Genomic DNA, 26,368 nt, shown 5'->3' with positions numbered 1-26,368 from the left:
CGATCTCGTCCGGGGCGTGGCGGGCTGACCTGTAAGTTTATGCCCTGCGCCATACGGCGCGCCGAGCATGGAAGGCAGCGTGATGACCCAGCCCGACGGGTGGCAGTCCCCGTACGACCCGCCGCAGCCGTACCAGCAGGGGCCGAACGTCCCGCCGCCGTACCAGGAGCAGCGGCCGGAGGCCCCACAGTCGCCCTATCATCAGGCGCCGTACCAGCAGCAGCCCGCCCCACAGCAGCCTTACGGGCCGACGACCCCGTACCAGCCTGGTGCCCAGCAATACCCGCCGTCCATGTACGCCGCCTACGGATACGCGGCGACGCCGCCCAAGAACGGGCTCGGCGTCTGGTCGCTGGTCCTCGGGATCGTCAGCATCGTGATGCTGTTCACCTGCCTCGTCGGGTTCCTCGCCGCGATCCCGGCGCTCATCACCGGGTACATGAGCCGCCGGGCGCATCGCGAAGGTTTGGCGAACAACGGCGGCATGGCACTCGCCGGGATCATCACCGGCTGGGTCACCGTCGGGCTGACGCTCCTGCTCACGGTCCTCCTGGTGGCGCTCGGCCTCTCTGGAGAGCTGGACTGACCGTCACCGCGGTGCCGTCCCCCGGGTGAGATCCGCCTTTACGAGCGGTATGCGGTGCGCTGACCTGTAGGTTCAGTGCTCCGAGCCGCCCGGTGCGGCCTGAGCAGGCGTCGGGGCAGCTGCAGCCGTACCTGTCCGGGCCGCAGCCTTCGCAGGTCGTTCCCCAGCCCCAGTACGTCTACACGGTCTCTCCGCCGAAGAACGACCTGGGTGTCTGGTCCCTGGTGACGGGCATCCTGAGCTGGATCCTCTGCCCGGTAGTCCTGGGTATCGTCGCGATCGTCACGGGCAACGCGAGCAAGAGAGCGGTCCGGCAGGGGCAGGCGAACAACCCCGGACTGGCGACGGCCGGCCTGATCCTCGGCTGGATCAACGTAGGCCTGATCGGTGGGTTCTTCGTCGTGTGGATCGTCGTCGTGGTCATCGCGTTCAGCGGTGCCGGGATTGCCGTCTTCCAGGAGTGAGGAGCCCGGCGGCGGCGACGTAGCCGTCGGGGCGAACCAGGAGGGCGGTGGCGCCGCCGTCGGCCCGGCGGGTCAGGACCCGCTCGGCCGGGTCCACCTCGCCGAGGGCGGCGGGCAGGTCCGGTGCCGACGCACCTGCCCGAGCGACCAGGACGAACCGGCCCGCCCGTAGCGCCTCGGCGAGGCGTGCGCCGCCCTCCAGAGGCAGGTCGCGCGCCCGGGTCCCGACCAGCGGGTGCGCCCCATGAGGCCGTGGGTAGGCGACGCCCAGTGCGGAGATGAAGCCCGCGGCCCGCCGCCGGATCGGCGCGGCACGCGAGACGATCCCTACGCCGATGGTGCCCGCGATCGTGGCGAACGGACCCCGGCTGGTGGCCGCCCGCAGGATGCCACCGCTGGCGCGCAGGACCTGCCGGCCGACGGGATGCCGCTCGGCCTCGTAGCTGTCGAGGAGCTCGGCACCGACGCCGTCGGGCAGCCGCAGCGTCGCGGCAAGCTTCCAGCCGAGGTTCGCGGCGTCCTGCATCCCCGTGTTCATGCCGAGCCCGCCGGCCGGGCTGTGCACGTGCGCGGCGTCGCCGGCCAGGAGCACTCGGCCGGAACGGTAGGTGGGGGCCTGGCGCTCGTCGGCGTGGAACCGGGACAGGAAGCGCGGCTCGGTCATGCCGAAGTCGTCGTGCAGGGTGGCGCGCGCGATGGAGCGCACCTCGTCGAGCTCGACGGGCTCGTCCTCGCTGACGGAGCGGTTCCCGTGCCAGCCGATGAACCGGTACCAGCCGTCGCCGAACGGGGCGATGAAGCCCAGCGAGTCGTTCGCCGCCGCGACGGTCAGGGTGTCGGCGGGCTCGCGAGCCAGCCGGACGTCGGCAAGGACCATCGACCGGATCACGGCGCGGCCGGGGAACGGGATGCCCACCGCGGCCCGGACCGTGGAGCGGGCGCCGTCGGTGCCGACCAGGTACCTGGCCCGCAGGTGTGAGCCGTCGGCGGTCGTGGCCGTGACGCCGGCGTCGTCCTGGGTCAGGGACGTGACCTCGGTGTCGTAGCGGAACACGGCGCCCGCCGCCTCCGCACGACGGCGCAGCAGCCGCTCCACCTCGTACTGGGGCGTGACGAGCACGTACGGGAACCGGGAGGGCAGGTCCGCGAGGTCGATGGTGAGCTTCTCGAAGAGCTGGACGCTCCGTACCGGCCGCCCCTTCGCGACCAGCTCGTCCGCGAGGCCGCGCGCGTCGAGCACCTCGAGGCTGCGGGCGTGCACGGCGAACGCGCGCGTGAGGTTGCTCAGCTCGGCCGGACGCTTCTCGACCACGGTGACCCGGGTCCCCGCGGTGGCGAGGTCTCCGGCGAGCAGCAGGCCGGTGGGCCCCGCTCCGACGACGATGACGTCCGTGTCCATGATGTCCTCCTCCGGTGCGTGGCCAACGGTTGTTTGCCAACGCCTGTTGGCCACGGTAGCCAGGTCCTGGCGGCGAAGTCAACGACCGTTGGCATACAGTTGTTGGCATGACTGGCCCCGAACGCCCCCGCCGCCGCTCCGACGTGACCCGCACCGCGATCCTCGAGGCGGCGAGGGAACGCTTCGCGTCCGACGGCTACGAGCGTGCGACGGTGCGCGCCATCGCGCGCGACGCCGGGATCGACCCCTCCATGGTCATGCGCTACTACGGCTCGAAGGAAGGCCTGTTCGCCGCGGTGATCGACGTCGAGCTGGACTTCCCCGACCTCAGCGAGCTCGACCCGGACCAGCTGGGCGTCGTCCTGGTCACGCACTTCCTCGACCTGTGGGAACGCGACACGGTGCTGCGGACCCTGCTGCGCGTGGGGGTGACGAACGAGTCCGGTTCGGACCGCCTGCGCCAGGTGTTCGCCACCCAGCTCGTGCCGGCCGCCCGGGCGTTCGTGCCCGACCCCGCCGACGCCGAGCGGCGTGCCGCGCTCGTGGCCTCGCAGGTGCTCGGCATGGCGCTGGTGCGGTACGTGCTGAAGTTCGCTCCGGCCGCGGACATGTCCAGGGAGGATGTGATCGGTTGGCTCGCACCCACCGTGCAGCGGTACATCACGGCGGAGACTCCCTGACCCGAGGTGGGGCCTGAGGGTGCTGCTCAGCCGGCTCGGGGCCACACCACGGTGAACCGGGCGCCGCCGTCGGGCGACTCGCCCACGGCGACCCGCCCGCCGCGCCGGCGGACCAGCTCGGCGACCAGCGCCAGGCCGAGCCCGGCGCCGCCGGAGGAGCGCGCGCGGTCGTCCGCGACCCGGTAGAAGCGGTCGAAGACCTTCGCCCGGTGTTCCGGCCGGACGCCCGGGCCGTCGTCGTCGACAAGCACACGGACGCTGGTCCGGCTGGTCAGCACCGACACCACCACCCGGGTCCGGGTGTACCGGCAGGCATTGCGCAGGAGGTTGTCGAGGACCAGCTCGACCTCGGTGTGCGCGGCGGCCGCCCACGCCTGGCCGGTCATGGCGTTGACCACGACCGGCACCGGTTGCTCCCCGACGCGTTCCACCGCCACGCGCACCTCGCCGACCAGGTCGACGGTCTCCGCAGGCGGCAGCTCCCCGGCGTCCGAGCGCGCCAGCGCCAGCAGCCCGTCGAGCAGCGCGGACAGCCGCTCCGCGTCCGCGAGGACGTCGGCGTGCACCTCGTGCGAGAGCTCCGGATCGAGGTTGGCGACCGCGACCTCCGACTGCACCCGGATGGACGCCACGGGCGACCGCAGCTCGTGCGCCGCGTCACCCGTGAACCGCCGCAGCCGTTCCGCGGTGGCGTCCTGCTGGTCCAGCAGGGAGTTGAAGTCGTCGGCCAGGGCGCGCAGCTCGCCGGCCGCCGCGTCGGGCACCTCCACGCGGGCGCCGGGTGCGAGACGGCGGACGGACTGGCGCATCCGGGCGACCGGGCGCAGCGCCGAGCCGACGGCGAACCAGATCGCGACGCCGGCCACGACCGCCCCGACGAGCGCGGTGCCGAGCAACCATCGGCCGCCCGAGGCCTCGGCGGCGCCCTGCCCCACGAGACCGGCCCCGACGACGACGAGCCGCTGGCTCCCGTCCGGCGCGGTGACGACGGCGCCGTGCCACCGGACCGGCCCCCGGCCGTCGGTGGTGGTCGGTCCGCCGGCCTTCAGCGTGCGGACCTCTTCGCGCGTGAGGTTCGGCGACGCGCCGTCGTCGACAGAGCTCCCGGCGGTGTCCAGGACGCGCACCTCCAGGCCGTCGGGCGGGACGGGGGCGCGTCCGGCGACGACGGCGCGGGTGGCGCCGCTCAGCTCCGCCCGGAGCTCGTCGTCCATGGCGCGCGTCAGCAGCGGTCCGAGGCCCTGGCCCGCGACCGTCGCCAGCCCCAGCAGGCACACCAGCGTCACCGCCGTGGCGAGGGTGGTGACCCGCAGGCGCAACGACAGGCCCGCCCACGGCCCGCCAGGCGACCCCCGCACTAGAGCGGGTCCCCGAGCTGGTACCCGTGGCCCCGCACGGTCCGGACCAGACCGTCGGCACCGGCGGCGGACAGCTTGCGGCGCAGGTAGCCGATGTACACCTCCACGACGTTCCTCGTGGCGGCCCACTCGTCGCCCCACACCTCGTTCAGCAGCTCCTGCTTGGTCCGGACGGTCCCCGCGCGGGTCGCCAGCACCTCCAGCAGCGTGTACTCACGGGGGCTCAAGGGGACGTCGGCGTCGTCGTACCGCACGGTGCGTGCCTCCCGGTCGATCGTCAGCGGCCCGACCCGGATCAGGTCCCGCGGGGTTCCCGTGGCGGCGCGGCGCAGGGTGGCGCGCAGCTGAGCGAGCAGCACCACGAAGGAGAACGGTTTGACCACGTAGCCGTCGGCGCCGAGGTCCAGGCCGTCGGCCTGGTCCACCTCGCCGTCCTTCGCCGACACGAGCAGCACGGGTGTCGCGATCCCGTCGGCCCGTAGCTCCTCCAGCACGCGGTACCCGGACAGGCCGGGAAGCATGATGTCCAGCAGGATCGCGTCGAACGACCCGGTGCGCGCCAGCCGCAGCGCCGTCGGCCCGTCGGCGGCGACCGTGACGTCCATGCCCTCGGCGCGCAGCCCGCGGTCCAGCGCCTTGCGCACGCCCGGCTCGTCGTCGACCACCAGTATCTGCGGCCTCATGCCTGCCAGCATGCCGTATGCGGGGCCCTTCCCGGAGCATCTTCGGACGCTGAAGGTCACGACCTCGGCATGCGACCGCTACCTGAGGGAGGTCTCAGCGGGCAGGGCGCATCGTTGACGTGTCGGATGCAGCACACTGGTCGAAGAGCGAAGGAGCTGGACATGGGGCCGAGGACGAAGGCACTGGTCGCCGCAGGGGCAGGCATCACGGTAGGGATCGCAGGCCTGGCGCTGAGCACGCTGCCCGCCGGCGCGGACGACGACCCGGTGCTGCCGGCGATCGGCGCGGAGGAGCTGGTCACCTCGGCGCTCGCGGCACGGGCGCCCGCGTTCTCCGGTGTGGCCGAGATGCAGAACGAGCTCGGGCTGCCCGCCGTGCCCGGCACAGAGGCGCTCGACTTCGAGTCGGTCCGGGTTTTCCACGACGGCGAGGAGAGCGCGCGCGTCCAGGTCGAGCGGGAGGCGTCCGAGCTGACGTTCGTCAAGGGCAGCGACGAGGCGTGGGCCTACGACTCGCGCGAGCACTCGGCGAAGCGCTTCACCTGGGACGAGGCCGATGCCGCAGCGGCAAGGGGGCACGCAGAGGCCGAGCTGGCCGACCCGTCCGAGGCGGCGGCGGAGATCATCGAGCGTCTGCGTCCGACGAGCGACATCGCCGTCGACGGCACGGCGCGGGTCGCCGACCGCGCCGCGTACGAGCTCGTGCTCACGCCCAAGCCGACGGAGAAGACCCTGCTGCGGGAGATCACGATCGCTGTCGACGAGGAGACGCGGGTCCCGCTGCGGTTCGACGTGTTTGCCAACGGCAGGTCCGAACCGGTGCTGTCGCTCGGCTTCGTCGAGTTCGAGGTCGGTGCGCAGGACGCGGACCTGTTCGAGTTCACGCCGCCGGAGGGCGCTGAGGTCGAGACCACCGAGGCCGACGACGCCGTCGGCTCCGCCCGCGACGCCAAGGGCCGTGACGACGTCGGGCAGTACGCGTCGACGGTCGGCGAGGGCTGGGACACGGTGGTGATCGGCGAGGCTCCCGACGACCTGCCGACCGAGGCAGCGGTCGAGGACGGGCAGGATCTCGGTGGGATCCTCGCGCAGGTCGGGCAGCCCGTGACCGGCGAGTTCGGTACCGGGACGCACGTCCAGGTCGCCGTCGGCGGCGCGGTCGTCACCGACGACGGTCGTATCGCGGCGGGGGCGGTGCCGCGGCAGGTGCTCGTCGACGCCCTCGACACCGACGGCGCGGTCCAGCAGTGACCGCAGCCCGTGCCGGAGCGGCGGTACCGGAGGCCAGGAACGGCTCCGGTACCGCCCTCGCGGCGCGCACGCGGGGGCTGCGCAAGGTCTATCGCGGCACGGTGGCCGTTGACGGGGTGGACCTGGAGGTCCCGGAGGGCGCGGTGGTCGGGATGCTGGGGCCCAACGGCTCCGGCAAGACGACGACCATCCGGATGCTGCTCGGCCTCGTCGAGCCGACGGAAGGGGAGATCGAGCTCCTTGGCATGCCGATGCCGAGGTCGGCGGACCGGGTGCTCCCGCACGTCGGGGCGCTGGTGGAGGGTCCGGGGTTCCATCCGTTCCTGTCCGGCCGGGAGAACCTGCAGCGGCTCGCCGCCGCCGAGCCGCTCCTGTCCGGCAGGGAGCTGGACGGCGCCGTGTCCGCGGCGCTGGAGCGGGTGGGCCTCGCGGACGCCGCCAGGCGGAAGTACCGCGCGTACTCCCTCGGCATGAAGCAGCGGCTGGGCCTCGCCTCGGCGCTGCTGGTCCCGCGCAGGCTCGTCGTGCTGGACGAGCCGACGAACGGCCTCGACCCGGCAGGCACGCAGGAGGTCCGCCGGATCATCGCGGAGCTGCAGGCCAACGGGGTGACCGTGCTCGTGTCGTCCCACCTCCTGGCGGAGGTCGAGGCGACCTGCACCCACGTGGTCGTGCTCAACCAGGGCGTCGTCGTGGCGCAGGGCGCGCTGGACGACCTGCTGGAGTCCGGCAGTCCCACGCTGTTCGTGTCCACGCCCGACGGCGCATCGGCCGTTGATGCCCTGCGGGACCACCGGATCCCGGCGCGGCTCGCGCCCGACGGCGTCCGTGTGGACATCACGACGACGGCGCCTGCGACCGTGATCGAGACGCTGGTCCGTGCCGGTGCGCGGGTGGACGAGGCCCGCCGGGAGCGCGCCGGGCTGGAGGACGCCTTCGCGCGGCTGACGCACGACGTCGGTGAGCTGGTCGGCGAGCTCGACCCTGACGAGCCGGAGTTGGTGCGATGACCACCCAGGGCCCGGTGGCTGCCCGAGGCGCGGCTGTACAGGGCCGGGCTGCCGCGCCGGACGCCGACGCCGTCCCGCCCGAGGCGTCGCCCGTTCGCCGGCGCGCCCCGATCGGGCGTCTGCTGCGGGCAGAGGTGCGGTGGATCTTCCGGCGACCGAGGACGCTGGCCGTGCTGGGCCTGCTGGTCCTGCTCCCGGTGATCACCGGCGTGGCCGTGGACCTGACGCTGGACGGCGCCACCGCCGCCCCGGTCGACGCCGGTCCAGGTGGTGCGCCAGGGGCCGGCGGGGGACCACCGATCTTCGTGACGATGGCCACCAGCGCCTTCGTGCTGCCGCTGGGGTCGCTCATGACGCTCCTGATGCTCCTGCTGCCGCTCACGGTGGCGATGGCGGCCGGCGATGCGCTGGCCGGTGAGCAGTCCCACGGCGCGCTGCGCGGCTGGCTGCTCGCGCCCGTGAGCCGCGGTCGGCTGCTGCTGGTCAAGACGGTGGGCGTGCTTGTCGTCGCGCTGGTCGCGGCCGGGCTGGTCGTCACGTCGGGCCTGGTGACGGGGTTCCTCCTTGCCGGGACCGACGGCCTGGTGTCGATGTCCGGGACGGAGCTGTCGGTCGGCGGCGTGCTGTGGCGGCTGGCCGTCGCCGTCGCCTGGGCGACCATCTACCTGATGGCTGTCGGTGCTGTGGCCCTCGCGATCTCGGCCTCCACGGAGCACCCGATGCTGGTCGTGGTCGGCGTGCTCGGCGGCCTGATCGTCTCCGTGGTCCTGATGCAGATCCCGGCGCTGGACTGGCTCCATCCCTACCTGCTGCCGTCGTCGCTGACCAGCCTGGTCGACCTGATCCGGGACCCGGTGTCGTTCGACGGCCTGGTCGAGGGAGCGTTCCGGGCGGTGTGCTACCTCGTCATCGGGCTGTCGGTGGCCTACGCCCGCCTCACGACCAGGGACGGCTGAGCGCTCCCGCGCGGGGAGGCGGCGTCGCCTCCTCGTGCGGACCGCTCGGGTGCGAGTTCGCGTGCCTAATCGTTTAGGGCCGTGGGCTGCGGCGACGTCGCGTCCTACGTTTCGACGTGACCGCGCCGCTGACGTCGCACGAAACGGAGACCACGACATGACCATCGATGCTCCCGGCCCCACCGAGGTAGTCAGGACCGCAGCGGGACAGCACTCAGAACCGGCCCCGTGGCGGGCGCTCGCCGAGCGGGCGGCTCCCGTGCTCGGCTGGATAGTCACCCTGGCGATCGCAGCGAACCTTGGTCAGGGCGCCTTCGGCCAGCTCACCGAGTCCGAGCGGTCCGTCGGCATGTTCGAGGCCATCGGCTACCCGGCCTCGGCCGTCCTCCTGATCGGCGTGCTGCAGGCAGTGGGGGTAGTGCTCTACGTGGTGCCGTGGACGGCGTTCCTCGGCGCCCTGCTCCTGACCGCATACCTGGGCGGCGCGGTCGCGGCACACATCCGGATGGAGGACACGGTGGCGCACGTGCTCACGCCGGTCCTCTACGCCGTGGCGCTCTGGGCCGCGCTGTTCCTGCGCAGCGAGCGGATCCGCTGGGCGGTCCTGACCGGGCGCTGAGCTCGCCGGGGCGCACCGTGGTGCGCGGCATGGGCGCCGCAAATCACGTTGCGCCCCGGCGTGGGGCCGTGTCAGGCTCTCTCTGCTCCTGCGGGCGTTCCGCGGTGTGAGGGAGCGACCCGAAGGACTGTGATGACAGGCATCTCCCGGTACGAGACCACCTCGCGCTGACGCCTGTCCCGCCGCACCATCCGTTGCGGCATCCCGGCGTCGGCACCAGCCACCACCCGGGAGTCCTTCCATGTTGTCCAACCCTTCCGTCGTGCTGCACGACGTCACCTTCGCCTGGCCCGACGGCGCCGTCGCGCTCGACCACGTCTCCGGTTCCTTCGGCCGCGGCCGCACGGGCCTGACCGGCCTCAACGGGGCGGGCAAGTCCACCCTGCTGCGCCTGGTCGCGGGGCTCCTCACGCCGACGTCGGGCAAGGTCACCCTGAGCGGGACCGCCGACTACCTGCCGCAGCGGATCACGCTCGATCTCGATGCCACGGTCGCCGACCTGCTCGGCATCTCGCCGGTCGTGCGCGCGCTGCGCGCCATCGAGTCGGGCGACGTCGATCCCGCGCACTTCGACGTGGTCGGCGACGACTGGGACGTCGAGGAGCGGGCGGCCGCCCTGCTCTCGGCCACCGGTCTGCCCACGGGGCTGGACCGCTCGGTCGCGACGCTGTCGGGCGGCGAGACCGTGCTCACCGCGATCACCGGGGTGCGGCTGCGGCAGGCGAGCGGGGGCGGCGCCGTCGCGCTGCTCGACGAGCCGACGAACAACCTCGACGGCGCTGCCCGCGAGCGCCTCTACGAGCTCGTGCGGGGCTGGCGGGGCGCGCTCGTCGTCGTCTCGCACGACCTGGCGCTGCTGGAGCTGATGGACGAGACGGCGGAGCTGCGCGCAGGCTCGCTGACCACCTTCGGCGGTCCGTACTCGGCGTTCCGGGAGTGGCTGGAGGTGCAGCAGGAGGCGGCGGCGCAGACGCTGCGCGCGGCCGAGCAGACGCTGCGCCGGGAGAAGCGGCAGCGGATCGAGGCGGAGGAGCGGATAGCGCACAGCGAGCGCAAGGGTCGCAAGGACGCCGCGAACAGCAGGTACGTGAAGGCGGTGATCAACGACCGCCGCAACGGCGCGGAGAAGTCGCAGGGTTCGCGGCGGGGGATGCTCGACGACAAGGTGGGCTCGGCCCGGGCGGCGGTGGACCAGGCGGAGCGGGCGGTGCGGGACGACGACCGGATCTTCGTGGACCTGCCCGACCCGGGGGTGCCCGCCGGGCGGCGGCTGGCGGTGCTGCGCGGTGCGGACGGCCGGGAGATCGTGGTCCAGGGTCCGGAGCGGTTAGCCCTGACGGGCCCGAACGGCGTGGGCAAGACGACTGTGCTGGAGCGGCTGCTGGCGGGCGGGCCGACGGCGGTGGGCGAGCTGCTCACGGAGCGTGTCGCCTATCTGCCGCAGCGGGTCGACGTGCTGCCCGAGGCGACTACCGTGCTGGAGGCCGTGCGGGAGGGCGCGCCGCACGTGCCGCCGGGGGAGCTGCGCAACCGGCTGGCCCGGTTCCTGGTGCGGGGCGCGGCGGTGGACCGGCCGGTCGCCACGCTCTCGGGCGGCGAGCGGTTCCGGGTCGCGCTGGCGCGGCTGCTCCTGGCGGACCCGCCGGCACAGCTCCTCGTGCTGGACGAGCCGACGAACAACCTGGACACAGCCAGCACCGACCAGCTGGTGGACGCGCTGTCGGCGTACCGGGGAGCGCTGCTGGTGGTGAGCCACGACGGGGCGTTCCTGGACCGGCTGGGTCTGGACGCGGAGATCCGCCTCGACACGGCGGGAAACCTCACGGAGATGCGGCGCTGATCTTCCGCACCCGGACCTCGGGTCACCACGGTGGCCCGAGGCCCGGGGAACGTAGGGAAAAGCCCCCGGTGTCGCAATGATCAGGTAAGCAATAAGGTCTCCCTACGTAATGGCTTGGAAGTCAAGGGGGCGACCATGCAAGCACGTCGACGGTGCCGTGTCTTCGGTGACTTCACCGCTCTGACAGCCGCCCGGCCGACCGTGCTCGCACCGGACGTCGGAGCGCCGCCGCTGGCCGGCGGCATCGCGCAGCAGGACCTGGAGCTCACCGGCGTCAGCGCCGGGTTCTGAGATGGGCGCTCGAACACGAGACGCCCGCGGGTCGGTGCGCCGCGGCCGGGTGCGCCGCGGGCCGCCCGGGCCGCACGTCCTGGTCACGCTCGTGGCCGCCGTGGGGCTGCTCGTGCCCGCAGGGACGGTGACGGCCGCAGCCGGTGTGCGCACCGCGCCCCCCGATGTGCCCACGACGTTCACCCACCCTGGCGTGCACGTGAGCCGGCCCCAGCTCGACTTCGTCCGGCAGCAGGTGCAGGCCGGCGCCCAGCCCTGGCTGCGTGCGTACGACTCGATGATGGCGAGCCGGTACGCGTCGCTGTCCTACACGCCGCACCCGCGCGCGGTGGTCGAGTGCGGGCCGTACTCCGAGCCGAACCACGGGTGCACCGAAGAGCGCGACGACGCGATCGCCGCCTACACGCACGCGCTGGCCTGGTCGGTGACGGAAGACACGCGGTACGCGAAGAAGTCGATCGCGATCATGAACGCGTGGTCGCCGGTGATCGAGGACCACACCAGGTCGAACGCGCCGCTGCAGACGGCGTGGGCGGGCTCGGTGTGGCCGCGGGCCGCCGAGATCATCCGGTACACGGACGCCGGATGGGCGGCGGCCGACGTCGACCGGTTCGAGACGATGCTGCGCGACGTCTACCTGCCGGAGGTGATCGACGGGTACAACGGCAGCGGCAACTGGGAGCTGACGATGATGGAGGCCGCCGTCGGCATCGCCGTCTTCCTCGACGACCGGGACATCTACTCGTCGGCCCGCGAGCGGTTCCTCGTGCGGGTGCCCGCGTACATCTACCTGACCTCGGACGGGCCGGTGCCGCGCACCGTGCCAGGCTCCGGGCGGGACACACCGGACGAGATCTTCTCCTACTGGCACGACCAGCGCACGCTGGTGGACGGCCTGGCGCAGGAGACCTGCCGGGACTTCACGCACACCGGCTACGGCATCTCGGCGATCTCGCACGTGGCCGAGACCGCCGCGATCCAGGGTGACGACCTCTACCCGGAGGTGGGGGAGCGGCTGCGCCACGCGCTCGAGTTCCACTCGACCTACGAGCAGGGCGCCGCCGTGCCGTCCTGGCTCTGCGGCGGGTCGGTGCAGCTGGGGCTCGGCCCGGTCACCGAGGTCGGGCTCAACGCGCTCCACGGGCGCCAGGACCTACCGATGGCCAGTACGCAGGCCCTGACCGAGTCCACGCGGCCGGACGGTACGAACGGCCTGTTCGTCGCCTGGGAGACGCTCACCCACGCGGACAACCCGCACGTGCTCCGCTGACCCGTTGCCCCGTCCGTCGTTGGCACGCCCACGACGGACGTGGTCAGCGGGTGGAGTAGCTGGTACGCATCGTGTAGTCCTTCTCCGGGCCCGTCACGCGCCAGTGCAGCTCCCACGACGGCGTCGGCTCGTCCGGGACGTCGATGCCGCCCCGGTAGAGGTCGAGGCCGCACGGGTGCTCGACGGCGCCGGCGGTCCACGGGTGGAAGTCCCGGCCGTCCTCGAACGTGACGCGCCAGCGCCGTTCGACGCCGGCCGGCTCCCGGACCAGGAACAGCGTGCGCGACACGGGGGTGCTTCCCCCCGCCCAGCTCAGCGTGCCGTGCTCCGTCCAGCGCACCCGTCCGTCGTCCTGAGCGGTGAGCTCTGCCGTGCCCCGTGCGGTGTACCCCACGCCGTCGCGGTGGTCCTGGATCTCCCGGTGGAAGTCCCAGGTGCCGACGAGTCGCAACGGATCCATGGCTTCATTGTCGCTGGTGCGCGTGGTCCCTGGTGCGCGGGGCGATGGTGCCGGTGCCGGTGCCGCACGTGCCTCCGCGAACGACACCACCGTCCAGAGCGAGGACGCAGCCCTCGACCCGGCAACCCCTTCGCCACGGCGTCAGCCCTCCCGTACGGGCCGCCCGACTACTCCGTGATCCGCGAGGAGCACTACGAGCCCGCCGTCGTCGCGGGCATGGCCGCCCACCGCACGGAGGTCGAGGCGATCGCCGTCGATCCGGAGCCCCCGACGGTCGAGAACACCCTGGAGGCGCTGGAGCGGGCGGGACAGCTGCTGGACCGGGCGTCGCGAGCGTTCCACAACAAGCTCTCCGCGGACTCGACGCCGGGCACTCGAAGAAGCGATCGAGCATCACGCGCGACGCTACGAGGAGACGCCGCCCCCGCCGTTAGGCGCGGAGCGTGAGCGCCAAATCCGTAGCCTACTGCGGTAGATTGAGACTCTCGCCGGGAAGGCCTCTCCTACGGCAGTCCCGGCGAGCATAATGAGATAGCCCCACTTGAAAGGCCCCTGCTAGGGCCGTTCAGGTGGGGCTTCTCTCATGTCCGGGCCGGCTCGAGGTCCGTGATGACGAAGCGGTCCTTCGCGTCGATCTCGCCGCGATCGATGCGCCGGCCCTGCCCGACCGGCATGAGCTTGATGTCGAACAGGAGCCTGATGATGGTCCGACGACGCGCCATCGACAGCTCCTTCCACTGAGACGCCACTGCGCCAGTCCCCAGACTCAGCCCCTCGAAGTCCGGCGCCGTGCGAGTGCGCAGGCGGTTCTGAGCATCGCGCAGGAGGCCCCGGGCCACGCCAGCGGCATCCTCGTAGTCCTCCTGTTCCATGGTTCCGGCCCCGAGCATCCTGGACATCATTTTGAGCCGATCGTTCAGCTTGGTGATCTCGGCCTGGACCGCCTGCTGATCCTCGGGCTCATCGTCGGAGAAGAGGTTCGCCGCGTCGGGCCGGGAGAGCCGGGCGACGGCCGCGCCCTCGATGAAGTTCTCGGCAATGTCGCGCTCGATGAAGACATGACCGGCCTTGCAGGCGTAGGTCTTCCTGAGCTCGCCGCGCCTGGGCTTGGTTGACGCGATGACCGGACCCTCGCACTTGCCGCACTCGAACGCACCGACGAGGACGTTCTGTGGTGCCCGCCCAGTCCTGCCCGAGTTTGCGGAGCGGTTCGGGCTACGGTCGATCTCCGTGAGCCGTAGGTAGGTGTCCAGGTCGAGGATCGGCTCCCACGCGGCAGGCCCGACCTGCTTGCCGTTGTAGACGCGGATCGCGGCGTTGCGAGCGTTTGTGAGGCAGTTCTGCACGCCCTCGCTCGTCCAGTCCTTGCCGAACCCTCGAGGCGGGTTGAGGCCCTTCGAGCTCCAGAGCTGAGCGATGGCGGCGTACGTCTCGCCGGCCAGGGCCATCTTCGCGCCCAAGCGGATTGCGTCCGCCTCGGCAGGGATCGTCCCCATCCAGTCTTCCTGGTAGCCGAACGGCCTCGGACCACCAAGGTGGGGGAGGCCCTGCGACGCCTTCTGCTCGTTCTTCAGGCGCGTGCGAGCGGCCTTGCGCTCAACCTCAGCTCGAGCGACCGCGCCCAGGATGCGCGCGACCATGCGACCAACGTCGGTCGTCAGGTCGATGTCACCGGAGACCGTCGCGACGCCGACACCCTGCTTCTCGGCGATGTCGATGAGCTTCTCGAGATCCGCCATGTTGCGGGTCATCCGGTCGATGTGCCAGGCGACAACAACGTCAGCCTCGCCGGCCTCGATCATCCGCATAACCTCGGTCCAGCCGTTGCGGCCCTTCCCGCTGTAGCCGGACATCGCGATATCCCTGATGGGCTCCCTCACGACCACCCAGCCGCGCATGTCGCAGAGCTGCTGGCACGCCTTGGCCTGCCGGTCGTTGGACTGCCCCTCACCCGTGTCGTCGCGAGAGACCCGCGTGTAGATCACGGCGCGCTTGGGCATGATGCGGGCGCTCATTCGCGCCCTCGCTGCTCGGACTCGTGCTCCTCGAGGAGGCCGAAGATGCGCGCCATGGCAGCCTCCTCGGGCGTCGTGTGCGTGCTCTGCTGGACCGTCGCGATGCCCACGCCGTGCTCTGCGGCGAGGTCGCTGAAGTCCTTCAGTTCCTCGGCCGACCGAGTGAGGCGCGACGCCTGCCAGGCGACCACGATGTCCACCTCGTTGCCCTTGACCATGTTTAGGAGGCGGCCCCAGCCGGGCCTGTCGTTGTCGTTGCCGGAGGCGCTGTCGCCTACGACCGCCGCCACGTCCCACTGGTTCTCCTGGCAAAGGCGCTGGCACTCTTCCACCTGCCTCATCGCACCGATCTGCTCGGTGTCCTCGCTGGCCGTGCGCGTGTAAATCGCCGCTCTCGTCATGGCCCGCAAGGATACCGAACTTGGTGGTGAATCCAAAGCAGGCAGTAGCCTGGATGAACAGCCTCGTGGTCCAGAACGAGCTGCTCGGTCAGCGGCCCGTCGTGACCAACAACCTGAACATCGTCAAGCCCCCGGCCGGCGAGCCGACGCTGCTCGTCTGGGACGAGGTGACCACCCTGTTCCACGAGTTCGGGCACGCGCTGCACGGCCTGCTCAGCGACGTGCGCTACCCGTCCCAGTCGGGCACGTCCGTACCGCGCGACTTCGTGGAGTACCCGTCGCAGGTCAACGAGATGTGGTCCTGGGAACCGGAGATCCTGCGGTCGTTCGCCGTGCACCACGCCACCGGCGAGCCGATGCCTGCCGAGTGGGTGGACACCATGCTCGCCTCCCGTGTCTGGGGCGAGGGCTTCGCGACCACGGAATACCTCGCCGCTGCCCTGCTCGACCAGGCGTGGCACCAGCTCGCGCCGTCGGACGTGCCGACGTCGGTCGAGGACGTGCTGCCCTTCGAGGCTGCGGCGCTCGCGGCGGCGGGCGTCGACTTCGAGTCCGTGCCGCCGCGGTACCGCACGACCTACTTCAACCACATCTTCGGCGGCGGGTACTCGGCCGGCTACTACTCCTACATCTGGTCGGAGGTGCTCGACGCGGACACCGTCGAGTGGTACGCGGAGAACGGCGGCCTGACGCGCGCGAACGGCGACGCCTTCCGGCACAGGCTGCTCGCCCGCGGCGGGTCGCAGGACCCGCTCGCCTCGTTCGAGGACCTGCGGGGGCGGCCGGCGGAGATCGGGCCGCTGCTCGAGCGCCGCGGCCTGGTCTGACACGTGCCCGACGTCGAGCACGGGCTGGGTACGGTTGCTCCTGTGACTGACACCGTTCCGACCGCCACGCCCACGCCCGTGCCCGCCGCCGCCGACGAGGTCATCCGGATCTGCCAGGAGCTGATCCGGATCGACACGTCGAACTACGGCAACAACGAGGGCCCGGGGGAGCGCGCCGCGGCCGAGTACGTCATGGAGCTGCTGCACGAGGTGGGCCTGGAGCCCGAGCTGTTCGAGTCCCTCCCCGGGCGTGCGTCCGTCGTCGTGCGGCTGGAGGGGCAGGACCGCAGCCGTCCGGCGCTCGTGCTGCACGGGCACCTCGACGTCGTGCCGGCGGCCAAGGACGACTGGACCGTCGACCCGTTCGGCGGGGAGGAGACCGACGGCCTGCTCTGGGGCCGCGGCGCCGTCGACATGAAGGACATGGACGCCATGATCCTTGCGGTCGTCCGGCAGATGGTGCGCGAGGGACGCAGGCCCGCGCGCGACGTCGTCGTCGCGTTCTTCGCCGACGAGGAGGCCGGCGGCGTGTACGGCGCCCGGTGGGCGGTGGACCACCGGCCCGAGCTGTTCGAGGGCGCCACAGAGGCCATCTCCGAGGTCGGCGGCTACTCGGTCGAGCTGGGCGGCAAGCGCGCCTACCTGCTGCAGACGGCGGAGAAGGGGCTGGCCTGGCTGCGCCTCGTCGCGGACGGCAGGGCCGGGCACGGCTCGCAGGTCAACGAGGAGAACGCCGTGACGGAGCTGGCGGCGGCGGTCGCGCGGATCGGCCAGCACGCGTGGCCGTACACGATCACGCCGACGGTCGACGCGCTGCTGCGCGGCGTCGGCGACCTCACCGGGCTCCCCGTGGACTACTCCGACCCCGCGACCATCGACGAGCTGATCGGCGCGCTCGGCCCCGTCGCGAAGTTCGTGGGCGCCACGGTGCGCAACACCTCCAACCCGACCCAGCTCCAGGCCGGCTACAAGGCGAACGTGATCCCGGGCCGGGCCGAGGCGACGCTCGACGTGCGGCTCCTGCCGGGCCACGAGGAGACCGGCATGGCGAAGCTGCGCGAGCTCGCCGGACCGACGGTGCGGATCGAGACGATCCACCAGGACACGGCGCTCGAGGTGCCGTTCACCGGCTCCCTTGTCGACGCCATGGTCGCGGCGATCGACGCGGAGGACCCGGGCGCGACGGTGCTGCCCTACACGCTGTCGGGCGGCACGGACAACAAGTCGCTGCACCGGCTCGGGATCACCGGCTACGGTTTCGCGCCGCTACAGCTCACGGGCGACCTCGACTTCGCGGGCATGTTCCACGGCGTCGACGAGCGCGTGCCGACGGAGGCGCTGAAGTTCGGCACGCGTGTGCTGGACCGCCTGCTGGCGACCTGCTGAGCGGGCGGGACCGGTCAGAGGGTGGACGAGACCTTGATGATCTTGCGGCGCAGCCAGACCTTGCGCCTGCCGCCGATGTAGAGAAGGGTCCTTGCCAGCTCCCAACGGCCGTACTCGGCCTCTTCGGTGAGCAGCCGGCGAGCGTCCGGCACCGTGGTGTCCGGGTCGAACGTCACGACGCGGTACTCGTACTGGCTGTGCTTGCGGAACACGGAGCCGTCTCTCGCCATCTGATGCACCGTCCTCGGGTCACGGGTGAGGTCAGTTTATGCCGGTTTCATTGCTGAGCGGCGACAGCAACACACTTCGATCCGCCCATTGTGACCCACCGAGCGACCGGTGCGCAGTGACCGGGCTCGCAGTCACGAGGTCGGCACCGGCCGTCGGGCGTCGCGGCGGAACGTCACCGGACGGAGCCAGGTCACGGTGCGCCACAGCCACTCGACCGGGCCGTAGGTGAAGTACGTGAGCCAGAGGCGGCTCAGGAGAGACTGCGCCACGATCAGGGCCAGGGACAGCACGACCACGGGTGCGACGCTCGTCAGGTGGCCGACGTCGACGACCAGCGGGACCAGTGCCATCACGATCGCGGCCCCGACGTAGTTGCTGAGCGCCATCCGGCCCAGCGGCTCGAAGGCGGCCGCGATCACGGTGCGGGCGGGAGTACGCCACACCAGCGCGAGCCCCGTGACGTACAGCACCGCCATGACCAGGCCGGCGATCCCGCCCGGTGTCGAGAACCGCGGGTCGCCCTGCGTGGTCTGCTGCCACAGCAGGGCGGGTCCCGTCAGCGCCACCGCGACGGCGAACACTACGGCGACGGCCTTGCCGGAGGTCTCGAGGGCCCTGGGCAGCCCGAAGGCTGCCGCGCCCGCGCCGAGCAGCACGAGGCCCGGGACGGACGTCAGACCCCCGCCGAAGAGCGCGTACGCGGCGACCGTGAGCACGACGCCGGCCCCGAGCGTCACCCAGCGGGGGGCGAACAGGACGACGGGCAGCATCAGCAGGCCGACGATCCCGTACTCCAGCAGGATGTTGCCAGGGTAGGCGAACATCAGGAGCCCGCCGATGAACGTGAGGCCGACGAGGCGGCGCACCAGCACCAGCCCGGGGCGCGCGGCGCGGGTGCGGGCGCCGTCGAGCACGATCCGGAGGCTCATGCCGAACAGGACGATGAAGATGGGCACGAAGCGGGTCTGGACCGTGAGGTAGAGCGCCTCTTGCAGCGGGTCGGTGACCGGGGCGCCGCCCTCGATCACCCGTGCCATGCCGACCTCGGTGATATCGATCGCGTTGACCAGCAGGATTCCGAAGACGGCGAAGCCGCGCAGCGAGTCGAGGAACCGCCAGCGCTGTCGGGTCCCGGCCGCCGGACCGGCTGCGAGGGCAAGAGTGCTCATGCCCACCATCCAAACGATCTGCCGCCGTCCCGTCGTCCGCCCACGGGACGACGTTCCCGGTCAGGCATCGGGGGAAACCCTGTGCGGGGCACCTCGGAAGTCGGCCGTAACGATCAGGACTTGCGATCCCGCCGGCCAGGACCTGACGCTAGAGTCAGGGCATGACCGTTGAACCGCGTGCCGCGCTCGATCGCCTCGTTGCCGCACTCGAGGCCCATCATCACGCGGTCGCCACTCGCCGGAGTGACGACGACCCCGCCGTCGACGACGCGTACGACGTGCTCGCCGACGCCTACGAGGTGTACGAGGAGTCCTTGGCCACGGTGTTCGGCGAGGTGACGCCGTTCTACCTGGCCGACGAGGTTGACGACGACGACGACGAAGAGGACGACGACGAGGACGACGACCTCGAGGACATCGACTTCGACGACGACCTGGAGGAAGCGGAGGAGCAGCCGCAGCCCGCGCAGCAACGCTGATCAGCCACGGGCGCCGGCACGGTCACCAGCGCTCGGGGTAGCCGATCTCGGGGGCGGAGACGTCGTCGAGCGCTGCGTGCACCTCGTAGGGCAGCTCGAGGGTCGCGGCCTCCAGCGACGAACGAAGCTGGGCGGGCGTCCGCGCGCCCACGATCGCCGACGCGATGCCCTCGCGCTCCAGCAGCCACGCGATGGCGACCTCCCCGGCGGCACGGCCGAGCCCCTCGGCAGCGGTAGCCACCGCCTCGACGACGGCGGGCGCCGAGCCCTCCAGGTACGGCTGCACGAACCCCGCGAGCGCCCCAGCGGCCCGTGAGTCCGCAGGGATGGCGCGCCGGTACTTGCCGGTGAGCACGCCGCGCCCGAGCGGTGACCAGGCGAGCAGCCCGACCCCGAGGGCGTCCGCGGCGGGCAGCACGTCACGTTCCACGCCGCGCTGCAGCAGCGAGTACTCGAGCTCGACGGCGGCCAGGCCGATGTCGGGCTCCAGCAGCGTCGCGACGCGCGCGGTGGCCCAGCCGGGGTGGTTGCTCAGCCCGACGTACCGGGCACGTCCGCTGGTGACCGCGATGCGCAGCGCGTTGCAGGTCTCCTCGAGCGAGGTGTGCGGGTCGGGGCAGGCCACGAGGAACAGGTCCACGTGATCGGTCCCCATGCGCAGCAGCGACTCGTCGAGGCTGTCGAGCAGAGCGCCGCGGGAGGCGTCCACCACGCGGCCGGAGCCGCCGTCGGGCCGGGACTCCGACCGGATGCCCGCCTTGGTGGCGAGCACCACCTCGTGGCGTGCCACCTTGCCGGACAGCAGCGTGCCGATGACTCGTTCGGCGTCGCCGTCGGCGTAGCTGGCCGCGGTGTCGATCAGGGTGCCGCCGGCGTCGAGGAAGTCTCGCACCTGCTCGGCCGCGTCGATCTCGTCGGTGTCGCGACCCCATGTCATGGTCCCGAGCCCGAGTTCGGAGACCCGTAGGCCAGAGCTGCCCACGCGGCGTCGTTCCATGTGAAGCAGGCTACCCGCGGCTCCAGCGGGTGCGTCAGGAGGCGCGCCGTGGGGTAGTGTCACCGCCCGTGACTGCGTGGGAAGCGATCCTTCTGGGCCTGGTGCAGGGCCTTACCGAGTTCCTGCCGATCTCGTCGTCGGCGCACCTGCGGATCGTCGGTGAGCTGATGGGCTCGGGTGATCCTGGTGCGGCGTTCACCGCCATCACGCAGATCGGTACCGAGGCGGCGGTGATCATCTACTACCGCAAGAAGATCGGCGCGATCCTCGTCGCCTGGTTCAAGGCGCTGTCCGGCGCGAGCGGCAAGGGCTGGCGCGCGCGCACCGGCCTGGGGCCGCGGCCCGGGTCCGTCGACGTGCGGCACGGCCGCCCGGGCGTCGTCGCGGACCACGACGCCGCGATGGGCTGGTACATCATCTTCGGCTCGGTCCCGATCGTGGTGCTCGGCCTGCTGTTCGAGGAACAGATCGAGTCCACCTTCCGCAACCTGTGGCTCACGGTCTTCACCCTCACGTTCTTCGGCCTCCTCCTTCTCCTGGCCGACATCTTCGGCCGCCAGGAGCGCGAGCTGACCTCGCTCACCGGGCGCAGCGCCATCGGCTTCGGTCTGGCCCAGGCGCTGGCTCTCGTGCCGGGCGTCTCGCGCTCCGGCGGCACCATCACGGCCGGCCTGACCATGGGCTTCACGCGGAAGGCCGCCGCGGACTACTCGTTCCTGCTCGCCCTGCCCGCCGTGCTCGGCTCGGGCTTCTACCAGCTGTTCAAGACGCTGGGCGAGCCGATCACCGCCGGGGCGCCCGGCTGGGGCGCCACCATCATCGGGACGATCGTCGCGTTCGGCGTCGGGTACGCGGTGATCATCGGGTTCCTCAAGATCATCGGGAACTACTCCTACAAGCCCTTCGTGTACTACCGGTTCGCCCTCGCCGGCGCCGTCGCCTGGCTGCTCATGTCCGGCACCATCGACGCGACCGGCGGCGTCGCGTAGAACACAGGCGCAGGGCCCTGACGTGGTCCGGGGGTGTCGTTGCCGACGGTTATCGTTGGTGGCGTGCACGCCTGGCCCACACCCCAAGTCCCGGAGCTTCCCGGCTTCCCCGCCTCCGACCCGGTGCGGGTCCACGACTCGTCCACCGGTGAGCTCGTCGAGGCGGCGCCGGGGCCACGCGCCCGGCTGTACGCGTGCGGCATCACGCCGTACGACGCCACCCACATCGGCCACGCGAACACCTACGTCGCGTTCGACCTGCTGGTGCGCGCCTGGCGCGACGCGGGCAAGGACGTCGTCTACACCTCGAACGTGACCGACGTCGACGACCCGCTGCTGGAGCGCGCGGAGGCGACCGGGATGGACTGGCGCGAGCTCGCCGCCTCCCAGACCGCGCTGTTCCGCGAGGACATGACGGCGCTCGGCGTCGTCCCGCCGGACACGTGGACGGGGGCCGTGGAGTCGGTACCCGAGGTCGCACGCGCCGTGGCCGCCCTGGTCGAGTCCGGTGCCGCCTACCGCGTGCCGGTCGAGCCGGGTGCCGGCGGCCCGACGCCGGAGCTGGGCGACGTCTACGCCGACCTGACCGCGGACCCGCGCTTCGGCGCCGTCGCGCACCTCGGCCGCGAGCAGGCGCTGGCCGACTTCGCCGAGCGCGGCGGTGACCCCGACCGCGCGGGCAAGAAGGACCCGCTCGACCCGCTGCTGTGGCGCCGCGAGCGCACGGGCGAGCCCGCCTGGGACGGCGGACCGCTCGGTACCGGGCGCCCGGGCTGGCACATCGAGTGCGCGGTGATCGCCCGGGACGGGCTCGGCCTGGCCGAGGGGGAGCGGTTCGACGTGCAGGGCGGTGGCTCGGACCTGCTGTTCCCGCACCACGAGATGTCGACCTCGCACCTGCGGATGCTGTGTCCGGGGCCGCAGGGGGGCGAGCCCGCCGGGGCGCGCACGCACGTGCACGCGGGCCTCGTCGGCTACGAGGGCGAGAAGATGAGCAAGTCGCTCGGGAACCTGGTCCTGGTGTCGCGCCTGCGCGCGACAGGGCACGACCCGATGGCGATCCGGCTGGCCCTGCTGGTCCACCACTACCGCACCGAGTGGGAGTGGGACGAGACGTCGATGCCCGAGGGCGAGGCACGGCTCGTGCGGTGGTGTTCGGCGGTCTCGGGCAACGGCGGCCCACCGGCCTCCGCTACGCTGACCGCGGTCCGTGCGGCGCTCGCGAACGACCTCGACGCACCGGCCGCCGTGGCCGCCGTCGACGCCTGGGCCGAGGTGTCGCTGGACCCCGCGCGGGACACCTCCGCGGACGAGGAGGGCGCCCCCGGGATCATGGCCCGGACGGTGAACGCCCTGCTCGGAGTGCGTCTTTGACCGTTCGGTGGCCTGGTTTGTACCAGGTAGGCCAGGGCCACGTCATGCGCCGGTCAGGTTAGTTTTGACCCCTGCTTCCGTTTGCATTTAACCCGGGGCAGGATGGGGAACATGACGGAGTACGAGGAAGACTTCACGGGCGAGACCCGGGTCACCGTCACGACGACGCCCCGGTGCAGCACGCGTTATCGCGTGGTGCGCAACGGGCCGGGATACGCCCCGGTCTACGACCGCGTAGAGGACGCCGCACGGTGCCTCGAGACGTGGGTGGGATTCCACGGTCCGGACGCCGGAGTGCGGATCGAGCCGATCTCGAACAGTGCGTGAACCCGACCGCCAGAACCGGATGAGAGAGGCCTGAGCCCCGGTGGGGCTCAGGCCTCTTTGCTGCGCCGGTACCGGCTGCGTGCGGTCAGAGCTTCTCGGGGCCGCTGTCCTTGCCGCCGGTGTCCCGGCGGCGCAGGTAGCGCTCGAACTCCCGCGCTATCGCGTCGCCCGACGCCTCGGGAAGCTCGACGGTGTCCTTGGCCTCCTCCAGCTGGGCCACGTACTCGGAGATCTCCGAGTCCTCCGACGCCAGCTCGTCCACGCCGTGCTGCCAGGCGGCAGCGTCGTCGGGCAGCTCACCCATCGGGACCGACTCGCCGAGGATCTCCTCCACGCGCGTGAGGATCGCCAGCGTCGCCTTGGGCGACGGCGGGTTGGCGACGTAGTGCGGCACCGCCGCCCAGAGGCTGACCGACTGCAGGTCGCGCTGCGCCGCCTCGTGCTGCAGCACCCCGACGATCCCGGTCGGACCCTGGTAGGTGTTGGCCTCGATGTCGAGCACGGCCTGCAGGCCGACGCTGTCCGACGTCGCGGTCATCGGGATCGGCCGCGTGTGCGGTACGTCGGCCAGGAGCGCGCCGAGCGTGATCACCGTTCGCACCCCGAGGTCGTCGGCCACCTGCAGCAGCTCCTCGCAGTACTTGCGCCAGCGCATCGACGGTTCGACGCCGTGCACGAGCACCACCTTGCGTTCACCCACCTGCGCCACCGACACGGACGTCGTCGGCCAGGTGATGGACCGCTTGCCGTCGTCGTCCAACGAGATGTACGGCCGGTTGACCTGGAAGTCGTGGAACTCCTCGGGATCGAGCTCTGTCACCTTCTCGGCGCCCCACACCTCGGCCAGGTGCGTGAGAGCCGTCGTAGCGGCGCTCCCCGCGTCGTTCCAACCTTCGAAGGCAGCGAGGAGCACGGTCTGGCGAGGCGAGGCCTGCTCCGGCCGCTCGTGATGCGCGTCGGTCATCCCCCCAGCCTAGGGTGTGGGGCGCTCGGCGTGGCCAGGGGCGCGGCCGCGTTCGCGGACGGGCGAATCGCAGGTCCGGGGTCCTCGGCGGACCGGGCGGCCAGGTCAGAACACCGGCACGCCGGCCCGCAGCGCACCGCGCACCTGCACCTCGACGCCACGCCAGGTCCCGGTCCACAGGGTGTAGCCAGGGTTGACCATGCGCTGGTCGATGGGGTGGTCCAGGCCGAGCGCGCGGGCGATGCTCTCGCCGTCGTCCAGGTGCCAGGGCTGCAGGCACACGCGCTCAGGCGTGACGGTGAGGACTTCGATCCAGTCCGCACGGACATGACGCAGGAGATCGATGACGTCGCCGAGACGTTCGGTGACCGACTGCGCTGCGATGGGGTTCACGAGGCTCTCCGGGGCACGGGTCGGGCATAGGGCGGACAGGGACGACTCGCTGTGTCCACTGTGCGCCGAAGGCATGGGACGTGCCATCGGCAGCGCTCGGGACGTTTCGGTGATAGATACGTCCCTGGGGGGTAACACGTGAGGAATCAAAGACTGGTCGCGGCGATGAGTCAGGCCGGCCTGAGCCAGGTGCGGCTCGCGGCCGCCGTCGGCGTGGACCCGAAGACCGTGGAGCGGTGGGTGGCCAAGGGCCGCACGCCGCACCCGCGCCATCGCGTGGCGGTGTCCGACGCTCTGGGCTGCGACGTCGCGGCGCTGTGGGGCGACGTCGACCGGGCCGAGGCGGCCGCCCAGGAGATCGTCGGGGTGTACCCGGCGCGGCGTGCCGTGCCGTCCGGGACCTGGCGGGCGTTCCTCGCGGGCGTGGAGCAGCGGTTCGAGCTGCACGCGTTCGCGGCGACGTTCCTGCCCGACCAGACCCTTGACCTGACCACGGAGATCGTCACCATGGCTGCGCGTGGCGTGCAGGTGCGGATGCTGCTGGGCGACCCGGAGGGCGATGCGGTCACCATCCGTACCCAGGAGGAGGGCGGCACGGGGCTCGCCGGGCGGATCGAGCTGGTGCTGGCCTACCTGGCGCCCGCCCTCGGCACCCCGGGCGTCGAGGTGCGGTTGCACGACCAGACGCTGTACGCCACGACCTTCCGGTTCGACGACGACCTGCTGGTCAATACGCACGTGTGGGGCTCGCCCGCCGGGGCCAACCCGCTGCTGCACCTCAAGGACGGCCCGGAGGCCTCGATGGCGCCCGCCTACCAGGCGGCGTTCGAGCGGGTCTGGAGCACTGCGAAACCACTGGAGGCCTGGCCCCGGACGGAGGACTCGGGCAGGGTGGCGTGATGGCACGGCTCGACTATTTCGACGACCCTGCCGCGCCACCCGTCAACTCGGTGGTTCCCTCGGTCACGGTGGCGGTGCGGGACACCGTCGGACGGCTGTTGCTCATCCATCGCACCGACAACGGGCTCTGGGCGCTCCCGGGCGGCGGCATCGACCCGGGCGAGACCGTCCGGGAGGCGGGCGTCCGGGAGACCGAGGAGGAGACCGGCTACCGCGTGCGGATCACCGGCCTCGTCGGGATCTACACCGATCCCCGGCACGTGATCGCGTACTCGGACGGCGAGGTCCGGGCCCAGTTCTCCATCTGCATGCGCGGCGCGGTCACGGGCGGTGCGCTGCGGACCTCCGGCGAGTCGAGCGAGGTCGTGTGGCAGCCCGTCGACCGGCTCGGCGAGCTGGACGTCCACCCCTCGATGCGGCTGCGGATCGAGCACGCGGTGGACCCGGTGCGGACGGAGCCCTTCCTCACCTGAGCGGCGGCCGCTCCAGCCGGCGCTCGACGGCCGACACGATCCGCCGCAGCCCGGGCTCCACGCGCTGCATGCTCCGCGACACCAGGTGACCCGGCGGATAGCGGTCGTAGATGTGGTCGAACCGCTCGTCGACCGTGACGACCTCGCCCCGCGCCGACGTCGTCATGTCGCAGTACGTGAGCAGGTCCAGGAGGTCGCCCGAGGGCTCGGGGAACTCGCGGCGCAGGATGGTGTCAAGGCCCCGCTCCGCCGCCTCGACGGTCGCCGCCGTGTGATGCGCGACGAGGCCGGTCAGCGCCGCCGGGGCACCGAGCGCACGAAGACAGCGGGCGCCGTCGAGCTGGTGCAGGCCCGTGTCACGAGCCGCCGCGGCATAGCCGATGTCGTGCAGGTAGGCGGCGGAGACGAGCAGCTCCGGCCGGCCCAGCGCCCGCGCGACATGCTCGGCGCGCCGTCCGACGCCGATCGAGTGGGCGAGCCGGTCGGCGTCCGGCTCGAAGAGCTCGGTCAGGAGTGCCTGTGCGCCCGCGGGGTCCAGCTTCCACGGGGTGGTTCCGTGCATCGGTTCACCGTAGA

The 26,368-nt window shown here is 71.9% G+C and carries 30 protein-coding genes and 1 pseudogene; 19 read left to right on the top strand and 12 right to left on the bottom strand.

Going from position 1 to position 26,368, the window contains the following annotated elements; translation table 11 throughout:
* Positions 1-82: 82 nt before the first annotated feature.
* Both APR04_RS27985 and APR04_RS27980 read left to right on the top strand, forming a co-directional pair.
* A complete protein-coding gene (locus APR04_RS27985; RefSeq protein ID WP_253877362.1) occupies positions 83-586 on the top strand; it encodes a DUF4190 domain-containing protein in 504 nt (167 codons plus the stop codon).
* A gap of 92 nt (positions 587-678) precedes the next feature.
* The gene (locus APR04_RS27980; protein WP_253877360.1) at positions 679-1,050 is read left to right on the top strand and encodes a DUF4190 domain-containing protein; all 372 of its coding nucleotides are present in this window, start codon (positions 679-681) and stop codon (positions 1,048-1,050) included.
* On the opposite strand, the gene APR04_RS27975 is transcribed toward APR04_RS27980, so the two are convergent.
* The gene (locus APR04_RS27975) at positions 1,016-2,449 is read right to left on the bottom strand and encodes an FAD-dependent monooxygenase (protein ID WP_253877358.1); all 1,434 of its coding nucleotides are present in this window, start codon (positions 2,447-2,449) and stop codon (positions 1,016-1,018) included. The genes APR04_RS27980 and APR04_RS27975 overlap by 35 nt on opposite strands.
* A 107-nt stretch (positions 2,450-2,556) precedes the next feature.
* On the opposite strand from APR04_RS27975, the gene APR04_RS27970 reads away from it, so the two are divergent.
* Positions 2,557-3,129 carry a TetR/AcrR family transcriptional regulator gene (locus tag APR04_RS27970; protein ID WP_253877356.1) on the top strand — a complete coding sequence of 191 codons (573 nt, stop codon included), beginning with the start codon at positions 2,557-2,559 and terminating at the stop codon, positions 3,127-3,129.
* A gap of 26 nt (positions 3,130-3,155) precedes the next feature.
* Here APR04_RS27970 and APR04_RS27965 read toward each other — a convergent pair whose 3' ends face one another.
* Positions 3,156-4,487, bottom strand: coding sequence for a sensor histidine kinase (locus APR04_RS27965; RefSeq protein WP_253877349.1), 1,332 nt, complete (start codon positions 4,485-4,487; stop codon positions 3,156-3,158).
* The gene (locus APR04_RS27960; RefSeq protein WP_253877347.1) at positions 4,487-5,170 is read right to left on the bottom strand and encodes a response regulator transcription factor; all 684 of its coding nucleotides are present in this window, start codon (positions 5,168-5,170) and stop codon (positions 4,487-4,489) included. The genes APR04_RS27965 and APR04_RS27960 overlap by 1 nt, the downstream gene beginning before the upstream one ends.
* A gap of 162 nt (positions 5,171-5,332) precedes the next feature.
* Between APR04_RS27960 and APR04_RS27955 the strand changes: the two genes are divergently transcribed.
* From APR04_RS27955 to APR04_RS27925, 7 genes are all read left to right on the top strand, one after another.
* Positions 5,333-6,421: a hypothetical protein gene (locus tag APR04_RS27955; RefSeq protein WP_253877345.1), complete on the top strand. Its 1,089-nt coding sequence runs from the start codon at positions 5,333-5,335 to the stop codon at positions 6,419-6,421.
* Complete coding sequence (locus APR04_RS27950) at positions 6,418-7,431, top strand: ABC transporter ATP-binding protein (RefSeq protein WP_253877343.1); 1,014 nt, start codon at positions 6,418-6,420, stop codon at positions 7,429-7,431. The genes APR04_RS27955 and APR04_RS27950 overlap by 4 nt, the downstream gene beginning before the upstream one ends.
* The gene (locus APR04_RS27945) at positions 7,428-8,387 is read left to right on the top strand and encodes an ABC transporter permease subunit (RefSeq protein ID WP_253877341.1); all 960 of its coding nucleotides are present in this window, start codon (positions 7,428-7,430) and stop codon (positions 8,385-8,387) included. Before APR04_RS27950 ends, APR04_RS27945 begins: the two co-directional genes overlap by 4 nt.
* 157 nt (positions 8,388-8,544) lie before the next feature.
* The gene (locus tag APR04_RS27940; protein WP_253877339.1) at positions 8,545-9,006 is read left to right on the top strand and encodes a DoxX family protein; all 462 of its coding nucleotides are present in this window, start codon (positions 8,545-8,547) and stop codon (positions 9,004-9,006) included.
* 241 nt (positions 9,007-9,247) lie between these two features.
* A complete protein-coding gene (locus APR04_RS27935; RefSeq protein ID WP_253877337.1) occupies positions 9,248-10,846 on the top strand; it encodes an ABC-F family ATP-binding cassette domain-containing protein in 1,599 nt (532 codons plus the stop codon).
* A gap of 135 nt (positions 10,847-10,981) precedes the next feature.
* Entirely contained in the window at positions 10,982-11,137 is a 156-nt protein-coding gene (locus APR04_RS27930) for a hypothetical protein (protein WP_253877335.1), read from the top strand.
* A gap of 1 nt (position 11,138) precedes the next feature.
* Positions 11,139-12,407 (top strand): alginate lyase family protein, encoded by a 1,269-nt coding sequence (locus tag APR04_RS27925; RefSeq protein WP_253877333.1) that lies wholly within the window; start codon positions 11,139-11,141, stop codon positions 12,405-12,407.
* Positions 12,408-12,450: 43 nt separating this feature from the next.
* On the opposite strand, the gene APR04_RS27920 is transcribed toward APR04_RS27925, so the two are convergent.
* Positions 12,451-12,867, bottom strand: a complete 417-nt coding sequence (locus APR04_RS27920; RefSeq protein ID WP_253877331.1) for a DUF6314 family protein — start codon at positions 12,865-12,867, stop codon at positions 12,451-12,453.
* A 174-nt stretch (positions 12,868-13,041) separates the two neighbouring features.
* Here APR04_RS27920 and APR04_RS27915 point away from each other — a divergent pair, with 174 nt between their 5' ends.
* Positions 13,042-13,314 carry a hypothetical protein gene (locus APR04_RS27915; protein ID WP_308292401.1) on the top strand — a complete coding sequence of 91 codons (273 nt, stop codon included), beginning with the start codon at positions 13,042-13,044 and terminating at the stop codon, positions 13,312-13,314.
* A gap of 134 nt (positions 13,315-13,448) precedes the next feature.
* Here APR04_RS27915 and APR04_RS27910 read toward each other — a convergent pair whose 3' ends face one another.
* Both APR04_RS27910 and APR04_RS27905 read right to left on the bottom strand, forming a co-directional pair.
* Positions 13,449-14,882: a recombinase family protein gene (locus APR04_RS27910; protein ID WP_253877329.1), complete on the bottom strand. Its 1,434-nt coding sequence runs from the start codon at positions 14,880-14,882 to the stop codon at positions 13,449-13,451.
* On the bottom strand, positions 14,879-15,283 hold the full coding sequence (locus APR04_RS27905) for a recombinase family protein (RefSeq protein WP_253877327.1): 405 nt from the start codon (positions 15,281-15,283) through the stop codon (positions 14,879-14,881). Before APR04_RS27905 ends, APR04_RS27910 begins: the two co-directional genes overlap by 4 nt.
* A 35-nt stretch (positions 15,284-15,318) precedes the next feature.
* Here APR04_RS27905 and APR04_RS27900 point away from each other — a divergent pair.
* Positions 15,319-16,110, top strand: a pseudogene (locus tag APR04_RS27900) (M3 family metallopeptidase); the annotation flags it as partial.
* A 42-nt stretch (positions 16,111-16,152) separates the two neighbouring features.
* Positions 16,153-17,496: a M20/M25/M40 family metallo-hydrolase gene (locus APR04_RS27895; RefSeq protein WP_253877325.1), complete on the top strand. Its 1,344-nt coding sequence runs from the start codon at positions 16,153-16,155 to the stop codon at positions 17,494-17,496.
* Positions 17,497-17,510: 14 nt separating this feature from the next.
* Here the strand turns inward: APR04_RS27895 and APR04_RS27890 are convergent, their stop codons facing one another.
* Positions 17,511-17,726, bottom strand: coding sequence for a DUF5703 family protein (locus APR04_RS27890; protein WP_253877323.1), 216 nt, complete (start codon positions 17,724-17,726; stop codon positions 17,511-17,513).
* 132 nt (positions 17,727-17,858) lie between these two features.
* On the bottom strand, positions 17,859-18,896 hold the full coding sequence (locus APR04_RS27885) for a DUF418 domain-containing protein (RefSeq protein ID WP_253877321.1): 1,038 nt from the start codon (positions 18,894-18,896) through the stop codon (positions 17,859-17,861).
* A 161-nt stretch (positions 18,897-19,057) separates the two neighbouring features.
* Here APR04_RS27885 and APR04_RS27880 point away from each other — a divergent pair, with 161 nt between their 5' ends.
* The gene (locus APR04_RS27880) at positions 19,058-19,375 is read left to right on the top strand and encodes a primosomal protein (protein WP_253877319.1); all 318 of its coding nucleotides are present in this window, start codon (positions 19,058-19,060) and stop codon (positions 19,373-19,375) included.
* 22 nt (positions 19,376-19,397) lie between these two features.
* Here the strand turns inward: APR04_RS27880 and APR04_RS27875 are convergent, their stop codons facing one another.
* Positions 19,398-20,372, bottom strand: coding sequence for an aldo/keto reductase (locus tag APR04_RS27875; RefSeq protein ID WP_253877317.1), 975 nt, complete (start codon positions 20,370-20,372; stop codon positions 19,398-19,400).
* 68 nt (positions 20,373-20,440) lie between these two features.
* Between APR04_RS27875 and APR04_RS27870 the strand changes: the two genes are divergently transcribed.
* The 3 genes from APR04_RS27870 to APR04_RS27860 all read left to right on the top strand — a co-directional run bounded on the left by APR04_RS27870 (position 20,441) and on the right by APR04_RS27860 (position 23,062).
* Positions 20,441-21,361, top strand: coding sequence for an undecaprenyl-diphosphate phosphatase (locus APR04_RS27870; RefSeq protein ID WP_253877315.1), 921 nt, complete (start codon positions 20,441-20,443; stop codon positions 21,359-21,361).
* A 63-nt stretch (positions 21,362-21,424) separates the two neighbouring features.
* Positions 21,425-22,735 (top strand): cysteine--1-D-myo-inosityl 2-amino-2-deoxy-alpha-D-glucopyranoside ligase, encoded by a 1,311-nt coding sequence (gene mshC, locus APR04_RS27865; RefSeq protein ID WP_253877313.1) that lies wholly within the window; start codon positions 21,425-21,427, stop codon positions 22,733-22,735.
* A 111-nt stretch (positions 22,736-22,846) separates the two neighbouring features.
* Positions 22,847-23,062, top strand: coding sequence for a hypothetical protein (locus tag APR04_RS27860; RefSeq protein WP_108494475.1), 216 nt, complete (start codon positions 22,847-22,849; stop codon positions 23,060-23,062).
* 85 nt (positions 23,063-23,147) lie between these two features.
* Here the strand turns inward: APR04_RS27860 and APR04_RS27855 are convergent, their stop codons facing one another.
* Positions 23,148-24,026, bottom strand: a complete 879-nt coding sequence (locus tag APR04_RS27855; RefSeq protein ID WP_253877311.1) for a PAC2 family protein — start codon at positions 24,024-24,026, stop codon at positions 23,148-23,150.
* 105 nt (positions 24,027-24,131) lie between these two features.
* Positions 24,132-24,419, bottom strand: coding sequence for a hypothetical protein (locus APR04_RS27850; RefSeq protein ID WP_253877309.1), 288 nt, complete (start codon positions 24,417-24,419; stop codon positions 24,132-24,134).
* Positions 24,420-24,584: 165 nt separating this feature from the next.
* On the opposite strand from APR04_RS27850, the gene APR04_RS27845 reads away from it, so the two are divergent.
* Positions 24,585-25,319 (top strand): helix-turn-helix domain-containing protein, encoded by a 735-nt coding sequence (locus tag APR04_RS27845; protein WP_253877307.1) that lies wholly within the window; start codon positions 24,585-24,587, stop codon positions 25,317-25,319.
* Complete coding sequence (locus APR04_RS27840) at positions 25,319-25,792, top strand: NUDIX hydrolase (RefSeq protein WP_253877305.1); 474 nt, start codon at positions 25,319-25,321, stop codon at positions 25,790-25,792. Before APR04_RS27845 ends, APR04_RS27840 begins: the two co-directional genes overlap by 1 nt.
* On the opposite strand, the gene APR04_RS27835 is transcribed toward APR04_RS27840, so the two are convergent.
* Positions 25,785-26,354 (bottom strand): HDIG domain-containing metalloprotein, encoded by a 570-nt coding sequence (locus APR04_RS27835; RefSeq protein ID WP_253877303.1) that lies wholly within the window; start codon positions 26,352-26,354, stop codon positions 25,785-25,787. The genes APR04_RS27840 and APR04_RS27835 overlap by 8 nt on opposite strands.
* Positions 26,355-26,368: the final 14 nt, after the last annotated feature.

The sequence above is a fragment of the Promicromonospora umidemergens genome (assembly GCF_024171995.1).
Taxonomy (GTDB): domain Bacteria; phylum Actinomycetota; class Actinomycetes; order Actinomycetales; family Cellulomonadaceae; genus Promicromonospora; species Promicromonospora umidemergens.
Note: the sequence above shows the minus strand (reverse complement) of the source record. Positions and strands in the feature narration are given on the sequence as shown.